Raw genomic sequence first — 15,655 nt, forward strand, 5'->3', positions numbered from 1 at the left:
AAGATGGACCGGTTCCTGTGGTCGATCCAGTACGTTCCGCCCTTGACCTTGGACTTGGAGGACACCGCGGTCAGCTGGGCCCCGTTGGCGAAGAGCACCTGGGCGGAGTTGCATGGGCTCGACGTGTTGCAGGAAAGCTTCGTGGGGGCCTTGGAAGGTATCCACGCCGTGCCGATCCGGTGCAGCTTGCCCGACTTCTTCGTCGTGACCGCGATGGTCCCGTCGAGCCGGGTGTTGGACCGGGTGTGCCCGATGAGGGTTTGCCGCGGCTTGAGCACCACGTTGCCGGCCTTGTGCGTTCCGGCCTTCAGGCAAATGACCGCCCCGTCGCGGGCCTTGGAGGCGGCCTTGGCAAGGTTCGACCCGGGTTTCACCGTGGTGCTGCAGAAGTTCCGGGGGTTGATGGCCGTGGCTTTGGGGACGGTGGTGCTGGCCTTGATGCCGGTGATCCAGGCCGAGTGCGCGCCGATGCCGGAGGCCCAGGAGCGGAAGGCGTTCCCGGTCAGGGTCTTGGCCGTCCCGGAGGAGGTTGTGGCGGTAGCCGAGCTGATGGTCAGGTCCTTGGCGCGGATGAACTTCACGCCCACCACATCGCCCAGGCCGAAGACCTTGGCCATCTCCCGCTGGGACGTGCGCTGGGTCCAGGACCGGTAGGGGTTGTTGGCGCTGGCCTTCAACGACCAGGGGTCGGTGCGCGAGCGCAGGTAGGGCTGGCCCGCGCCGCCCCAGACGTCCTCGCTGTTGCGGGTGGCCCCGCCGGTCGAGGAGGAGTACACGGTCTCGGCCAGCCGCCCGGCGTAGGTGACGACCTTGCCGGAAGTGGGCACGCCCGCGGCGTTGCGCGAGACGGTGGCGTTGACGGCAGCCTTCCATTTGGCCCCGTAGCCGGGCTGTTCGTTTTCCTTTGCCCAGCCGGTGAACTTCTGGTCCTGGACCTCGTCGGTGACGTTGCAGTCGCAGGATTCCTTGAGCCTGCCGACCTTGCGCATGGCGTAGGTGCGCCCGGCGATGGCCTGGGCCTGCAGCACCGCCGAGGGCCAAGAGGAGGGGACCTCGGCCAGGCCGTAGAGGTATTCGTCGTTCAACCGCAGCGAGGTCACCAGGTTCACCTGGTCCTTGAGCAGGCCCGCTTCCAGGTATCCGTGGCGGTAGATCCCCGGTGCCGAGGACTCGGCGTTGGCCTTGGGGATGGAAATGGTGGCGCGCTTGGACGAGGCCCAGGCGCGCGTGCCCTCCCAGGTGATACGCAGCTTGCTGCTGGTCTTGTTTTCCTGTGCCTTGGGGTTCTTGTCGCTGGCCCCGTCCTTGTTCGCATCGCGCGGCACCACGTCGTATCCGGCGGCGTTCTTCAGCACGTAGGACAGCTGGGAGCCGCTGCGTTTCAGGGTGAGCGTTGAGCCGGCCGGAGCGGTGTAGGTCTTCTTGGCCGCCGGGTCGGTCACGCGCATGCGCCCGCCGGCAACGGCCAGGGAGCTGCTGCCGGACTTGAGCACCTGCACCCGGATGTCTCCGGCCGGAGCACTCTTGCCGGCGGTGACCTTGGCGGGGTTGTAGTAGTACTGCAGGATGCCCGTGGCGCTCTTGCCCTCGGCGGCCATGGCCCGGGCCCCGTATTGGCTCATGCCCACGCCGTGTCCCCAGCCGGCCCCGGTGACGGTGAAGTCGGGAAGCTTCGGGGCCTTGGGCAGCCAGTATGAGGTTCCGTTGGGGCGCACGCCGATGACGCCGCCGCCGAAGTTTTGCCGGGTGTCGGCCCCCGATTTGTATTGCTCGCCCGTTGGGTAGCCGAAGCGGCCGTTTTCCCAGCCGGTGTCCGCCCACGCCCGGGCCATCGCGTTGCGCACCGTCAGCGCGCGGCGCTTGTTCGAATACACCACGATGCCGTCGCGGTGCGAACGCCACAGCGTCCCGTCCTTGAGCTTGCCCGTAGCCGCGTCGGCCCCGCCGAGGGTTTTGGCGGCCTTGGCCAGGTAGGCCTTGTTGGTGTCGTTGATGCTCGCGGGGGCCACGGCGGCGCCGGCGGGGGCCACGGCCAGCGCCGGAACACCGGGAACCAGCAGTGCGGCAATCAGCACGGCCGATACGGCCAGGGCGGTTTTTCTCATGTTGATCCTTGGACCTCGGTGCGGCGGGAAACCGGGCGTTTTCCCGGCGGAACATCAACTACCGATCATATGCCACCGTTTATCGGCCGGTACCCGCCATGGCCTGCCAATTTCAACCGCTACGGGCCCAGCACCACCAGGATGCCGATCACTCCCAGGCCCAGCACCAGGGCGCTGACGGACAGCACCGCAACCACGTCGGCGTGCAAGAGCTCGGAGCGGATCCCCCGGGAGGAACGTGCGTAGCGGTGGCGCTGGGTGGCGTAGATGCCCCCGGCGGCCGCCATCGCCAGCACGACCATGGCCAGGATCCCGACCCCGTAATGCGGCAGCCAGCGCAGGAACACCAGGGCCGCGACGCACAGCGACAGCGTGGTCCGGCCCCAGGACATCACGGTGCGTTCGGGCTGCAGCCCGGGATCCTGGTGGATGGGTTCCCGCGGGCCGGCGCTCAACGGTCCAGGGCGATCAGCACGGCCACCACCGCGGCGGCGACGGCAGCGCCCAGGCCCAGGATGGGAACGATCAGCGGCAAGGGCAGGGGCCGCGAATGGCGCATCGACATCTCGATCCCGCGCCAGCGCAGGGCCGCACCGGCGCTGACCAGCATGCCGATCACGATCAACAGCACCGAGATCCCGGTGCGCAGCGGGCCCGGGAACGCGTCGGCGGCGAATGCCTCCAGCGCGATGCCTCCGGCCAGGAAGGCCAGGGCGGTGCGGATCCAGGCCAGGAACGTGCGCTCGTTGGCCAGCGTGAAGCGCGGATCGGGTTCCTTGCCGCCGGGCAGCACGCGACGGGCGATGGACCCGCGTTCGTCGTTTTCGTCGGTCGATCCCATGGCCCCGGAGTGCTCCCTTGCGCTGTGTTTCCCTGGGGTGCGGCGGCGCGCCGCACCGGTGTGGTGAATTCCTGTTCAGGATACCGGCGAAGCCGCGCTGTCCCGCTGTTCAAGTCGGCGATGTTGCCGAGCGGGCGGTTTCGCATCCGGGGTGCATCGGCGATATCTTGGCAGCAGCACCGCAGCCGCAACGACAGGACCAGACCGATCAAGACCTTCATCCATTCCGCCCGCAACGGTTCGCTGGGATTCATCGAGCTGCGCCGGCCCGCGGCCATCAACGCGCTGACCCGTGGAATGCTGGCCGAGCTCACCGAGGTGTTCACCGCCTGGGCGCAGGACCCCGCGATCTCGATGGTCGTGCTGCGCGGAGCGGGGGAACGCGGCTTCTGCGCCGGAGGTGACATCAAGGACTTCCACGCCGCGGTCACCGAATCGGAACACGCCCGCTTCCTGGAGTTGCTGTCCCTGGAGTTCGACCTCAACGAGACGATCTCTTCCTACCCCAAGCCGGTGGTCACGCTGGTCCACGGTTTGTGCATGGGCGGCGGGATCGGGCTGGCCTCGCACGCCTCGATCCGCATCACCACCCCCGAGGCGCGCTTCGCGATGCCAGAGACCCGCATCGGCTACAGCCCCGATGTGGGTGGCACGCACCTGATGGGCCGCGCCCCGGGGCACCTGGGCGAATACCTTGTGCTGACCGCCTCCACCTTCAGCGGTGCCGATGCCGTGGAGCTGGGCTTTGCGGACATGCTGGTGGATTCCGGCCGCTTCGAGGAGCTCGTCGACGCGCTGGCGGACTTCGAGGCGATGCCCGCACCCGAGATCGCCGCCGGGCTCGAGGTACTTTTCGGGTCCTTCGCCGCGTCCGGGCTGGCCGCGGCACAACCGTGGATCGATGCTGCGTTTTCCGCACCTTCCCTGGCCGGGATCCTGGAGCGCCTCGATGCAATGGGCCACAGCGCCGCTGCCGAGGCCGCTGCGGCGATCCGGGCCAATTCACCCACGTCGCTTGAATGCGCGCTGGCCGCGGTGCGTGCCGCGCGCGCCGAGGACCACCTGCGCTCGGCGCTGGACCGCGAGCTGCGGGTCGCCGACTACCTGATGCACCGCCCCGACCTCGCCGAGGGCATCCGCGCCCAGGTCATCGACAAGGACCGGAACCCCGCGTGGAAGCCGGCCCGGCTGGAAGAGGTGGACACCGCCGCGGTGGCTGCGGTCATTGCCGAGGCCCCGTAGCGGACTTATTTCCCCATGGGGCGCAGCGGCGCGATCGACCCGAGCGTCGCCGCTCCCAGGCCCAAGCCCAGAACCAGGAACACTCCCCCGGCGCCCAGGGTGGTGGCAAAGACGCCCACGCCCACCGGGATCACCGCCTGGCCCAGCCGGTTGCCCAGCAGCCGGATCGACATCCAGGTCCCGCGGGTGCCCTCGGTCGCCGCGGTGGACACCACCGTCATGCTCAGCGGCTGCCCCAGGCCCAGGCCCAGCCCGGCCGCCGCCAGCACCGCCGCCATCGCGGGCACCGGCAAATCCAGCACCAGCAACCCGACCAGAAGCGCCGAGGCGCCCGTGGACACCAGCAGCAGCCGTGCCCTGCCCACCGCGCGGACCAACCGGTCCATGCCCAGCCGGGAAAGCACCGTGGCTGCGGCCCGCAGCGCCAGCAGGGCGCCGATGGTTTGGGTGGGGATCCCGCGTTCGACGCCCAGCGCCGGCAGGCAGACCTGCAGCAGGTCGATGCTGCACAGCACCATCATGCTCAGCCCGATCGAGGCGATGAGCGTGTTCCGGGCGGCGGGTTCGACCCTCAGCGCGGTGCCCAGCTTCACCGGGGCCTTGGAGCCGCCGGCCGCCACCGGGACCGAGTGGCGCACCATGAACAAGGTCGCCACCAACATCGCGAAGGCGGCCAACAGGTAGGCACGCAGCAGCACCGCGGTGTCCGGGTTCACCGCCGCCCCGCCCAGGAACCCCAGCAGCAGCGGGGCCGCGGCCTGCGCCACCGCTGTGACCATGGTGTAGAAGCCGAAGACTCGATCCATGTTCCGGGCATTGGCCGAGGCCAGCCGGCCTTGCTCCCCGATGATGCTCATCAGGTGGCCCACGCCCAGGACCGCGTTCCAGCCCAGCAGCGCAGGGAGAGAAGGAGCGGCAAAAAGCAGCCCGGCGCCCGAGACCAGCATCAGCCCCGCGCCACCGAGCAGCACCTGCTTTTCGCGTCCCCTGTCGGTGGCACGCCCGATCGCAATGGCCAGGAAGACCGGCAGGATCGAGAAGCTGGCCACCACCAGCCCCAGCAGCCCGGGGTCCACCCCCAGCTCGAGCGCCTTGTAGGAGGTTGCCGGGCGCACCAGGTATACGGCGCCCTGCAGGAAGAACGCGTGGGCAAGCACCGAGGGGAATCCGATTTTCGGTGCCGTTCCGGGTGCGTCCATGGCGACGATTATTCCGCGCCCCTGCCCGGGCCTACGCATTCATGACGAAGTCAGCCTGACTTGGGCGTGGCCTTGGGTGCCGGGCGCCCCTCGGGCCGTTCGGCATTCGGGTGCACCGGGGCCACAATGTGGTGCGTTGAATCCTTGGGCTCCACGCGCTGGGGCGGCACCGTCCCGGCCACGGCCGCCGGAGCGGGTTCGCGGTCGTTGGACCACAGCAGGGGCACGTGCTCGCCGAAGGTGCCGGAGTCCGCTTCCTCCCAGTCCATCGCCCAGCCGCGCTGCGGGTTCTCCAGCAGTTCCCCCGGCGCCAGCCAGTTGTGCAGCCCCGCGTAACTGCGCGTGGTGAACTGGTCGATGCGCCTGCGCAGCATCCGCAGGTTCAACTGGCCCGGAGCCCCCACGCCCATCGAGGCCATCAGCTGGGCCGCTTCCTGGACGGTGAGCTTGTGGTAGTTGTAGACCCGGTTGCCCTTGTCCGTGACGTCAAGTGCCCGCATCAGCCGGGGATCCTGGGTGGCCACGCCGACGGGGCAGCGGTTGGTGTGGCACTTCTGCGCCTGGATGCAGCCGGTGGCCATCATCATGGCGCGCGCGCTGAAGGTGAAGTCGGCGCCCTGGATCAGTCGCTTGACCACGTCGGAGCCGGTGGCGATCTTTCCGGCCGCCCCCAGCCGGATCCTGCCGCGCAGCCCGGCGCCGACCAGGGCATTGTGCACCAGCATCAGGCCCTCCGTCAGCGGGGTGCCCACATGGTCTTCGTATTCCAGCGGTGCGGCACCGGTGCCTCCCTCGGAACCGTCAATGGTGATGAAGTCGGGGGTGATCCCTGTTTCGATCATGGCCTTGCACATGGCGAGCACGTCGGTGCGCGAACCCACACAAAATTTGTAGCCGATCGGCTTGCCGCCGGAAAGTTCCCGTAGTTGGGCGACGAACTCCATGAGTTCGCGCGGGGTGCCGAAGGCCGAGTGCGATGCAGGGGAAATGCAGTCGACGCCCATCGGAACCCCGCGGGTCGCGGCGATTTCCGGGGTGATCTTGGCCGCCGGAAGCACCCCGCCCAGGCCCGGCTTGGCCCCCTGGGAGAGCTTGATGGTGATGCCCTTGACGTGTTCGTTGGCCGCCTTTTGGGCAAAGACGACGGGGTCGAAGTTTCCATCCGCATTCCGGCAGCCGAAGTAGCCCGAGCCGATCTCCCAGAACAGGTCGGCTCCGTATTCCAGGTGGTACGGGGCCAGACCGCCCTCTCCGGTTTCCTGGACGAACCCGCCCATGGCGGCGCCCTTGTTCATGGCCAGCACGGCGTTCTTGGACAGCGCCCCGAAGCTCATGGAGGAGACGTTCATCAGCGACATGTCGTAGGGCTGGGTGCAGTCCGGTCCGCCGATCCGCACCCGGTGCTGCTCTCCGCTGACCGGCACCGGGGCGGTGGAATGCAGCAGGAACTCGTAGCCGACCTCGTTGACGTCGCGTTCGGTGCCGAAGGCCTTGTGGCTGTCGGCGCCCTTGGCACGTGCGTAGATGAGCGAGCGGGTGTCGCGGTCAAAGGGCCGTCCGTCGGTGTTCCGCTCGATGAAGTACTGCTGGATCTCGGGGCGGATGGACTCGAACAAGAAGCGCATGCGTCCGAGCACCGGGAAGTTTCGCAGGATCGCATGCTTGGTCTGGATCACGTCGTGGATGCCCAACCCCAGCAGCAGCAAGGCCAGCGCAGCAATCGCCCACCATCCATCGCGGCCGAAGGACGCGGCGACAATCGTGAGGAAGCCGAGCAACGACAACAACGCGATAATCAGGAATCTCACCATGTCTGCGAGCCTACAACCTTCGCGCGCCATGTGGGCCGATTCAGGAACCCGGCTCCACTCGGCACCGGTTGAAGGGCATTTGGATCGACCGCGGAGAATGCCGCCGAAACCGTCACAACCTACTGTCGGGTAAGTTTTTCGCCAAAACCCTTGCAAACCTACCGACGAGTAAGTTCAATGGGTCTAGCCCTCTTTGTTACTCCCATCACAGTTCGACCTCGGGCCATCCGGCCTCCGGCCGCAGGCCCTCCCCTCTCCACCGTGCCGCAGTGCACGGCGTAGTTCGGTGCGCCCAAAAACGCTGCGGCAAGCCACTGCACCATCCAACACTTTCCCCCAAGGAGTCCAGTTGAATGCACATATTGCCGCCAAGCGGCACACGTTGCTGCATGCCGTCATCACGGTCCTGCTCGGCCTGTTCCTGATCGCCTTCGTGGCGTTCTACGCGATGTTCTCCTCGCAGGTCGCCACCGGCGCCTCCGAATTGAACAACGGCATGGGCAAGGCCAACGACGGGGTTGCCAAGCTGGCCGACGGCTCCGGCGCGGCAGCCGCCGGGGCCACGGAGCTGGCCAACGGCACCGGTGCCCTGTCCGCCGGCGCACAGAAGCTGGCCGACGGAGCCCAGGACGCCGCCGCGGGCGCCGGCAAGCTCGGTGACGGCGCGGACTCGCTGCACGCCGGCACCTCAAAGCTCTCCCTCGGAGCCCAAGATGCCGCGGCCGGCGCCTCCAAGCTGGGCAACGGGGCCAGCAACCTGGCAACAGGTGTGGACAAGTTAGCCGCGGGAACCGCTTCACTCGATGCCGCGGCGGGCAAGCTCGATGCCGGTGCAGGCAAGCTGGCCACCGGTGCACGGGATGCCCACACAGGTGCAGGTGCACTGAGTGCGGGCTCGACCAAGCTCGCCACCGGCACCGAATCGCTGGCCACGGGCACCGCGACCCTGGACTCCGGGGCGCAGTCGCTCAAGACCGGATCCCTGGAACTGTCCGCGGGAATGGCGAAGCTGGGCCTGGGAACGGGCCAGGCCAACGCCGGAGCCCAGGACCTGTCCGCCGGCGCGCAGCAGGTCGCCGCCGGCGCCGATGCCACCCGGGACGGGGCCCAGAAACTCGCCGCAGGAACCCAAGCGGCAAACGCGGGTGCCCAAAAACTCGCTGAAGGAACCTCGAGCGCCGCGGCCGGATCCGGGGCCTTGGCCGCCGGAAGCGGCAAGCTGCTTGGCGGCGTCGAAGAACTCGCCGCCAAGGCTCCCGCCCTGCTCGAAGGCGTGGCGGGCCTGAAGGACGGCTCAGGCCAGCTTGCCTCCGGCAGCACCAAGCTGGCCGCAGGCACCAAGGCGCTGGCCGCCGCCGCACCGCAATTGCGCGGCGGGATCGTCGCGGCGCAACAAGGCTCCTCCGGCGTCGAGGACGGTGCCAAGAACCTGTCCGACGGGCTGGCCACGGCCGATGCAAAGACCGCAGAACTGGCAGCCGGAACCGAGCGTCTCTCCGGCGGTCTCGCGGATCTGGCGGCATTCATGAAGGAAAACCCGGCGGTGCCGGCGGGCCTGTTGCTGGATAAGGTCAACGCCCTGAGCTCGGGTTCCCAGGACCTCAACGGCGGGCTGAAGAAGCTGAACTCCGGCACCACCAGCCTGTCCGCCGGTGCCCGGGAACTTGCCGCCGGAAGCAAGCAACTTGCGCAGGGCATGGACGCCCTGAAAGCGGGAACCAAGGAACTTCCCCAGCAGACCGGCGCGCTGGATGATGGTGCACAGGCACTGAAGTCCGGTGCCGCGCAGCTCGATGGAGGACTGGGAAAACTCAGTGACGGCTCCAAGGCCCTGGGCGAAGGCATCGGCGCGCTGAAGGCCGGGGCCACCGATCTGGATGCCGGCGCCAAGAACCTCAACGCGGGACTCGGACAACTCGACGCCGGGTTCAACGATTCTTCCAAGGGCCTGCTGGCGGGCCTTGGCTCGCTGGGCAACGGAGCCTCGCAGCTGGCCGAGGGCACCGACTCCTTGGCCGCCGGAACCACCAAGCTCAGCACCGGAGCCGGTTCCCTGGCGCGGGGAACGGCATCACTGGAAGAAGGGGCTGGCAAGCTCGGCACCGGCGCCGATGCCCTGGCACAGGGCGGAACCAAGCTCGCGGCCGGAACCTCGGCCCTGGATTCCGGGACAGCCAAGCTCAACACCGGGGCCAAGGACCTGGCAGCTGGCGGCAAGAAGCTGGCGGCCGGAACGGGCAAGCTGGCAGCCGGAACAGGCGAGCTCAAGGCCGGAACCTCCAAACTGGCGGCCAACACCCCCACCCTGGCCCAGGGCGCCGACTCGGCTGCAGCAGGTGCAGCCAAGGTCAAGAACGGTGCCGGAAACCTGGCTGCAGGCAACACGAAACTCGCCCACGGCGCCGAAGACCTCGACGCCGGTGCGGCGAAGCTCGCGGGCGGCACCGAAACACTGGCGTTGGGCCTCGAGGCCCTGCGCAAGGGCTCCTCGGACTTGTCCACCGGAGCCACCAAGCTCGACGACGGTGCGGCGAAGCTGGCCGATGGCAACTCCCAGCTCGCCACCGGCCTGTCCACCCTCTCGGAAGGTTCCACGCAACTGGCCAGCGGAACCTCGCGGTTGGAGGCCAGCACTCAGGCGGTCTCGGCAGCCAAGATCAGCAGCGGTCCCAGCGCGCTGCTGCTGCTCATCCCGCTGGCGTTGTTGCTGATCCCGGTGCTGGTCATGGTCCGCAACCGCCGGCACCTGCGCGGCTAGGACGCGGTTCCCATCGCACCCATGCGATGAAAGCAGGAGCGGGTGGCGTGGCCCCGGTTTGGGGCCGCGCCGCCTGCGCTTTCCCCGTTGCTGCCATTCGCATCAACCACCGCGAACGAGGAAAGCTCGGAAAACGTGCATCGCAGGGAATGCAAGGCACCCCCGTGTTGCTGTAACTGGCATGAACATCCACACCATTCCCATCGCAAAAATGGATGGAACAATGACAACCCTCGACGACTACGCCGAGCAGGTCGTCCTCCTGGTCAATGTCGCCTCACGCTGCGGGCTCACCCCGCAGTACGCGCAGCTTGAACAGCTTCAACGCACCTACGGGAACCGCGGTTTCACCGTGCTCGGATTCCCCAGCAACCAGTTCCTGCAGGAACTGTCCAGCAATGAGGCGATCGCGGAATTCTGCTCGAGCACCTACGGCGTCACCTTCCCGGTCTTTGACCGCGTCAGGGTCAACGGCAAGCATGAACACCCGCTGTACACCGAGCTGAAGAAGACAAAGGATGCTACCGGGAAGGCCGGGCGCATCACGTGGAACTTCGAGAAGTTCCTGCTGATGCCCTCGGGAGAAATCCAGCGGTTCCGCCCGAAGACCGTGCCCGACGACCCCGAAATCATTCGCGCGATCGAAGCCAACCTCCCGGGCTAGCGAACCGGTCCCCCACACAGACCGGGTCGAACCGGGTTCCGTTCGGGTGCCCGTCACCGTTCTATGCGTTCGGGCCCCGCAGGCACTAGCGTGTGAGGGGTCGCAAGAATAGTTTGAAGTGAGGAATTTCGTGGGAGCATCAATCCGCATTGGCATTGCCGGTTATGGAAATCTGGGACGCGGGGTGCAGGCAGCCATTGCCAAGAACCCCGACATGGAACTGGTCGGCGTCTACACCCGCCGCGACCCGGCAACGTTGTCCCTTCCCGGCGGTGCTACGGCCTTCCATATGGACGAGCTGACCAAGCACACCGAAGACATCGACGTGTTGGTCCTGTGCGGCGGCTCGAAGTCCGACCTGCCCGAACAGGGCCCGGCCTTGGCCGCCATGTTCAACACCGTCGACAGCTTCGACACCCACGCCAAGATCCCCGAGCACTTCGCCGCCGTCGATGCCCCGGCCACCGCCGCCGGCAAGACCGCGCTGATCTCCGCCGGCTGGGACCCGGGAATGTTCTCCATCAACCGCGTCTACGGCGAGGCGTTGCTTCCCGACGGAGAAACCTACACCTTCTGGGGCCGCGGTCTGAGCCAGGGCCACTCCGACGCCATCCGCCGGGTGCCGGGCGTTGCAGGCGGCGTCCAGTACACGATCCCCAGCACCGAGGCCATCACCAAGGTCCGGGCGGGCGAACGCCCCAGCCTGGAGACCCGTGAGAAGCACGTGCGCGAGTGCTTCGTGGTGCTCGAGGACGGCGCCGACGCCGCGTCGGTCCGCGAGGCCATCGTGACCATGGAGCACTACTTCGACCAGTACGACACCACGGTGAACTTCATCGATGCCGCCACCCTGGCTTCCGAGCATTCCTCGATGCCGCACGGCGGTTTCGTCTTCCGCAGCGGCAACACCACCGATGCACACGCCCAGGTCATCGAATACTCGCTGACCCTGCAGTCGAACCCGGAGTTCACCTCCAGCGTGCTGGTGGCCTACGCCCGCGCGGTCCACAAGATGAACCAGTCCGGCCAGATCGGGGCAAAGACGGTCTTCGACGTCGCCCCCGGCTTGTTGTCCCCGAAGTCCCCGGAGCAACTGCGCGCCGAGCTGCTGTAGACCGCAGCAAGACTCTGCTCTTCGGGTGGGTACGGGCCGCAAGGTCCGTGCCCACCCGTTTTTCCACGACCGGTCTGGTTACTTTCGGCGTTTGTCCCGGCGCGGCTTTTGCAGCCATGGCCTCAGCAGCTGGGTGGTCACCGGCAGGAAGATGTACGTCATCAGCGGGGTGAGAATGCAAATGTTGAGCAGCACCGCGAGCACAATCGGCCAGCTTCCCAGTAGCGGCATGAGCAGGAAGTTGGACAAGAGACTCAGCGGGAAGAATGGCAGGAAGATGCTGACCGCTTGCTTCCAGCGCGGCGGCACCACGGTTTCGGCGATGGTGAAGTTCATGTCCCCGGGCTGTTCGAACCAGCCCTCGATTCCGGTGCGGTGTTCGACCTTGGTGATTTCCACCAGTTCGGCGGCGCTGTCGATCCACCAGCTGCGTTCCTCGGATTCGTCCCACGCCGCCAAGGCCTTGGCTGAGGAGAACCGGTAGAGGACATGCCATTCGTTGGAGTCGGGAGCGGTGCGGATCCATCCGGATCCAAGGTAGCCGTCCCATTCCCGCGCCAGTACCTGGCCGGCCTGTACCCAGGCATTGAAACGACGGTGATGTTCAGGGAGTACCGTCCGGGTTATCGATACGGTGATTGGGGTTGCTTGTGGCATTCCCATAATCTAGTGCCCTCCCGGTTCCCGTCACGAATCCCAGGACAATTCCAGCGATTCGAACGGCTCGAGCCCATGGCTGTGCCGGGAGCACATGTGTGTTCCTGGTGATGGCTTCCGAGCCCGGAAGTGGTTGTGGAGGTGGGTGTCTATAGACGCTTCGGCGGCCACTGGGGGCCGGTTCCATTCATCGGAGCCGGTGCAATGGAAATGTATGTGTGGCTGCTGGGTGTGGTGATTTCGAAGGCATGCCGGCCTGCGCCGGCAAGGGGGGATTCCTTCCAGCCGGGCGCTTCCTTGGTCATATTGCAGCGTTTGCAGCGACCCGAGGAATTAATCTCGGTGGTCTTGCCATTGCGACGCACCTGCACCACGTGGTCAAGTTCCTGGATCCTGCCGTTGCAGAAGGGTGTCCGGCAATATTGGTCACGGACCTTGATGAATTTCTTGAGTTGCCCGGCGAAGAGCCGCCCGGCAGATTCCATGGCCACCAGCTTCCCCGTCTCCGGGGCCACATATAGGTTTCGAAGCCACGTGTCCAAAGGATTTTCGGGGTTCCCTGCCAACAGGTCGAGTCCTTTGGCGGCGCTGAGGTAGCCATGGCCGGGAACCAGCACCGGGTGCTGGGCATCTGCTGTCAGGTTCTCTGCGTTCATCACCAGCAGGAGCTCCACGGGAACGCTGTCGCCGGCCTTGGTGCCCGAAAACATCTCGAACGCGGTATCCGCGGCCACTTGCGCCCGGGATCGGTCATCCTCTGCGCTCCGGGGCTTGTCCACGGCGTTGCGCAGGGCCTGCAACATCGGCAGGCCCTGTTCCAAGGGAAGTCTGCCGCTGAATTTAACGGTGTAGTCATCGATCTGGTAGCCATCGAAGTAGCGACGCTTGGTGGCAAGATCCTCCAGATCAGCAGCGCCCTTGGGTTCCAGGGCCAGCGCCCAGCAATGGATCCGGTGCCGCAACATGGCGGTTCCAGCCTCGAAGCAGGTTTGCTGCCCGTTCCACAGCAGCGCATCAATCAGCTGGCGGTTTTCGACCCGCAGGTCACGCACGCAGGAAACCACCACCATGGCTTGCTCGAAGGTGATAAGTCCGGACCGCATGCCCCGAACGGTACTGGGCAGGTCGTCGGTCAGCAGCCGCGAGCTGTTCATGAAGCTGGCCCCGTTGTCCGGGGAAACATGCAAGGCCAGGGCCACTTCACCGCGGGTTCCCCACGAGGGGTTGTCCTTCCGCGTCCCTGTTTCCACGCGCTTGGCGATTACCGTATCTTCGAAGGCCACCGCTTGCGCTACTTGCTTCGCCCATGTGGCCGTTTTCAGGGCCTCCAAGGCCCCCAAGGACTCAATCGCCTGGTGGGTTGCCTCGTGCAGCGGGGCAGCGTTCACGGCCGAGGCCACGCAGCGGATCCCGTCAATGCCGGTTCGTGTCACGTGCTCGGCGACCATCGCGTCCAGGTCAACTCCCGCAAGCACCAGCGCATCATATGTGGGGGCCTGTCCGGCGAGCGACATCGCGGTCCCATGAAGGGGGTTGCTGCTGCTCGATGACGCCGCTGCCATACCTTAATTATAAAACTAAAAATCTACAGTTAGAAGGTGCCATGACAAATTATCGAAAAAATATTCTAAAAGTATGGAGCGGCTCCGATCTGCGGCAAACACACTATGAGCCCATGAACTTCCTGCCGCAGAGACTCCAGGAGACGGCCCCGGCGCCGCCACCGACATGCTCCATTGCCCGAAGCCAATTTACAGATAGGTGGAGTCCTGCTTCGACCTGCCATTTCGGGGACTTGTCAGGTTCCCGCGCGGCAATGGCTTCCCCGAGCACTTCAACCACATGGGAAACCGACTCCCCGTGGGCTTCCCTAATACCCAAGCCACTTCGTCTAGCGAATGCACTTCGGGACCGCTCCGCTTGCAGATTGCACCAGCTCGCCGGGCAGGATCATGCACTAACGCCATGGCGGCGCGATGTGGCGCTCCACCGCCACCGCGACCGGACCCGAGCCGGCTGGCTCCTACGACCAACCCACCACCAGTCTCGCCGCCTGGACGGGAATGGTGGGGTCCACGCCGGTGAGCTGGGCAAAGCGTTTGAGTCGGTTCATCAAGGTGTTTCGGTGGCAGTACAACTGTTCAGCTGCATGTGCAATGCTTCCGGATTGCAGGTAGGCCTGCACCGCTTCGCCCAGTCGGCGGCGTTCGGTCGCGCCGCATTGATCCAATGCGCGCTCCACCTCGCCCAGCCCTGGAGCGCCCGCCCGTTCCAGCTCTCGCCGGGCCATGCGAGCCCATCCCCGAGCCCATGTCATGGCACCTTCTTCCGTCGGCTCCAGCAGCCTTGCCAACGCGGCAGCCACGGCGGCGGCGTGCGGAACCTGCTCCAAAGCGCAGCCCTCCCCGATCAATCCGCAGGAGAGTCGCTCAAGGCTCGCGTTGAGCCGCTGGGCCTCCGAGCCGGCACTCTCCTCGAGCGGATAAAAAACCACCAATGCATCCGCCATTGAATAGGTCGACACCTGGTTGCTCGCTTGCACATTGGCCAACGCAAGTCGCAATGCTGGAATGTGGTCCCACAGCGCGACCACGACCACATACTCGGTGTCAGGGTCCTGGCCAAGTTCCTCTGCTATCCGCTCCAACGCGGAAGGCGTCAATTTTTTCTCGCTAAAAAGCGTGGCCAGATAACCTTGCCTTTTGCTTGCAGCCTCCGCCTGGATCCTGGCCAGCTCGGCGACATAGGCCCTCTGGGTTTCGCCCGCATAGCCGTCCACGACTTCCCAGACGCGAGCAGTGTGCTCGACCAGCACTTGTGCGTCCGCGGGCGCGGCAATGGCAGTGATGGCTTCCCAGATCACCGAAAAGTCCAAGCGGATCGCGGTCATCAGCGCCTCAATGGGAACCCCCGCCCGCGCCCTGGAAACTCCCACATCCAGCGCGATGGCATCGCGTTCACGCAAGTAGCCAGGTTCGTCGTCATCCGCCTTCATGGCGAGGATCAGGGCCTTGAACGATGCGCTGCCGGTGCGCCTGATCTCGCTGAGCGGCAACGGCGATTGGGCATAGATCGAAATGGCGCCCAGACGAGCAATGAATTCGTCGGTCAGCTTCCCAACGTCCAACCCATCCAGCAGGACGCTCCAGCGCCCCGCGTCGCCAGATTGGATGTTTTGCTTGCTTTCGGTGCCCTGGTTCCATGCCATTCGACCATATTATGTGCTTTTGCACCGTTTGTGGCATGGAACTCGTTGTGAAACGT

11 protein-coding genes and 1 pseudogene are annotated in these 15,655 nt (G+C 66.1%); 4 read left to right on the top strand and 8 right to left on the bottom strand.

Annotated elements, in window-relative coordinates; translation table 11 throughout:
- Nucleotides 1-587: 587 nt before the first annotated feature.
- From BLJ79_RS24025 to BLJ79_RS06605, 3 genes and pseudogenes are all read right to left on the bottom strand, one after another.
- Nucleotides 588-2,105: pseudogene (locus BLJ79_RS24025) on the bottom strand (SpoIID/LytB domain-containing protein); the annotation flags it as partial.
- 119 nt (nucleotides 2,106-2,224) lie between these two features.
- Entirely contained in the window at nucleotides 2,225-2,560 is a 336-nt protein-coding gene (locus tag BLJ79_RS06600) for a DUF202 domain-containing protein (RefSeq protein ID WP_071213933.1), read from the bottom strand.
- Nucleotides 2,557-2,946, bottom strand: coding sequence for a YidH family protein (locus BLJ79_RS06605; protein WP_071213935.1), 390 nt, complete (start codon nucleotides 2,944-2,946; stop codon nucleotides 2,557-2,559). Before BLJ79_RS06605 ends, BLJ79_RS06600 begins: the two co-directional genes overlap by 4 nt.
- Nucleotides 2,947-3,066: 120 nt before the next feature.
- Here BLJ79_RS06605 and BLJ79_RS06610 point away from each other — a divergent pair, with 120 nt between their 5' ends.
- A complete protein-coding gene (locus BLJ79_RS06610) occupies nucleotides 3,067-4,188 on the top strand; it encodes an enoyl-CoA hydratase/isomerase family protein (protein ID WP_083411056.1) in 1,122 nt (373 codons plus the stop codon).
- A gap of 5 nt (nucleotides 4,189-4,193) precedes the next feature.
- Here BLJ79_RS06610 and BLJ79_RS06615 read toward each other — a convergent pair whose 3' ends face one another.
- Nucleotides 4,194-5,387, bottom strand: a complete 1,194-nt coding sequence (locus BLJ79_RS06615) for an MFS transporter (RefSeq protein WP_071213937.1) — start codon at nucleotides 5,385-5,387, stop codon at nucleotides 4,194-4,196.
- A gap of 50 nt (nucleotides 5,388-5,437) precedes the next feature.
- Nucleotides 5,438-7,198 carry an FMN-binding glutamate synthase family protein gene (locus tag BLJ79_RS06620; RefSeq protein WP_071213938.1) on the bottom strand — a complete coding sequence of 587 codons (1,761 nt, stop codon included), beginning with the start codon at nucleotides 7,196-7,198 and terminating at the stop codon, nucleotides 5,438-5,440.
- Nucleotides 7,199-7,547: 349 nt separating this feature from the next.
- On the opposite strand from BLJ79_RS06620, the gene BLJ79_RS06625 reads away from it, so the two are divergent.
- The 3 genes from BLJ79_RS06625 (at nucleotide 7,548) to BLJ79_RS06635 (ending at nucleotide 11,734) form a co-directional block, all read left to right on the top strand.
- Nucleotides 7,548-9,956 carry a YhgE/Pip domain-containing protein gene (locus BLJ79_RS06625; protein ID WP_071213940.1) on the top strand — a complete coding sequence of 803 codons (2,409 nt, stop codon included), beginning with the start codon at nucleotides 7,548-7,550 and terminating at the stop codon, nucleotides 9,954-9,956.
- Between the two features lie 181 nt (nucleotides 9,957-10,137).
- The gene (locus BLJ79_RS06630) at nucleotides 10,138-10,620 is read left to right on the top strand and encodes a glutathione peroxidase (RefSeq protein ID WP_071213942.1); all 483 of its coding nucleotides are present in this window, start codon (nucleotides 10,138-10,140) and stop codon (nucleotides 10,618-10,620) included.
- Nucleotides 10,621-10,750: 130 nt separating this feature from the next.
- Nucleotides 10,751-11,734: a diaminopimelate dehydrogenase gene (locus BLJ79_RS06635; RefSeq protein WP_071213943.1), complete on the top strand. Its 984-nt coding sequence runs from the start codon at nucleotides 10,751-10,753 to the stop codon at nucleotides 11,732-11,734.
- Nucleotides 11,735-11,812: 78 nt separating this feature from the next.
- On the opposite strand, the gene BLJ79_RS06640 is transcribed toward BLJ79_RS06635, so the two are convergent.
- The 3 genes from BLJ79_RS06640 to BLJ79_RS06650 all read right to left on the bottom strand — a co-directional run bounded on the left by BLJ79_RS06640 (nucleotide 11,813) and on the right by BLJ79_RS06650 (nucleotide 15,599).
- Complete coding sequence (locus tag BLJ79_RS06640; protein ID WP_071214473.1) at nucleotides 11,813-12,391, bottom strand: putative antibiotic biosynthesis monooxygenase; 579 nt, start codon at nucleotides 12,389-12,391, stop codon at nucleotides 11,813-11,815.
- A gap of 149 nt (nucleotides 12,392-12,540) precedes the next feature.
- Nucleotides 12,541-13,866 (bottom strand): DUF222 domain-containing protein, encoded by a 1,326-nt coding sequence (locus BLJ79_RS06645; RefSeq protein ID WP_175475410.1) that lies wholly within the window; start codon nucleotides 13,864-13,866, stop codon nucleotides 12,541-12,543.
- Between the two features lie 548 nt (nucleotides 13,867-14,414).
- On the bottom strand, nucleotides 14,415-15,599 hold the full coding sequence (locus BLJ79_RS06650) for an RsbRD N-terminal domain-containing protein (RefSeq protein WP_071213947.1): 1,185 nt from the start codon (nucleotides 15,597-15,599) through the stop codon (nucleotides 14,415-14,417).
- Nucleotides 15,600-15,655 lie beyond the last annotated feature (56 nt).

This window comes from Arthrobacter sp. UCD-GKA (assembly GCF_001863355.1).
Classification (GTDB): domain Bacteria; phylum Actinomycetota; class Actinomycetes; order Actinomycetales; family Micrococcaceae; genus Paeniglutamicibacter.

Coding starts and splice junctions, on each gene's coding strand:
- BLJ79_RS06605 (WP_071213935.1), bottom strand. CDS start 2,946: ATGGGATCGACCGACGAAAACGACGAACGCGGGTCCATCGCCCGTCGC.
- BLJ79_RS06610 (WP_083411056.1), top strand. CDS start 3,067: ATGTTGCCGAGCGGGCGGTTTCGCATCCGGGGTGCATCGGCGATATCT.
- BLJ79_RS06615 (WP_071213937.1), bottom strand. CDS start 5,387: ATGGACGCACCCGGAACGGCACCGAAAATCGGATTCCCCTCGGTGCTT.
- BLJ79_RS06620 (WP_071213938.1), bottom strand. CDS start 7,198: ATGGTGAGATTCCTGATTATCGCGTTGTTGTCGTTGCTCGGCTTCCTC.
- BLJ79_RS06630 (WP_071213942.1), top strand. CDS start 10,138: ATGAACATCCACACCATTCCCATCGCAAAAATGGATGGAACAATGACA.
- BLJ79_RS06640 (WP_071214473.1), bottom strand. CDS start 12,391: ATGCCACAAGCAACCCCAATCACCGTATCGATAACCCGGACGGTACTC.
- BLJ79_RS06650 (WP_071213947.1), bottom strand. CDS start 15,599: ATGGCATGGAACCAGGGCACCGAAAGCAAGCAAAACATCCAATCTGGC.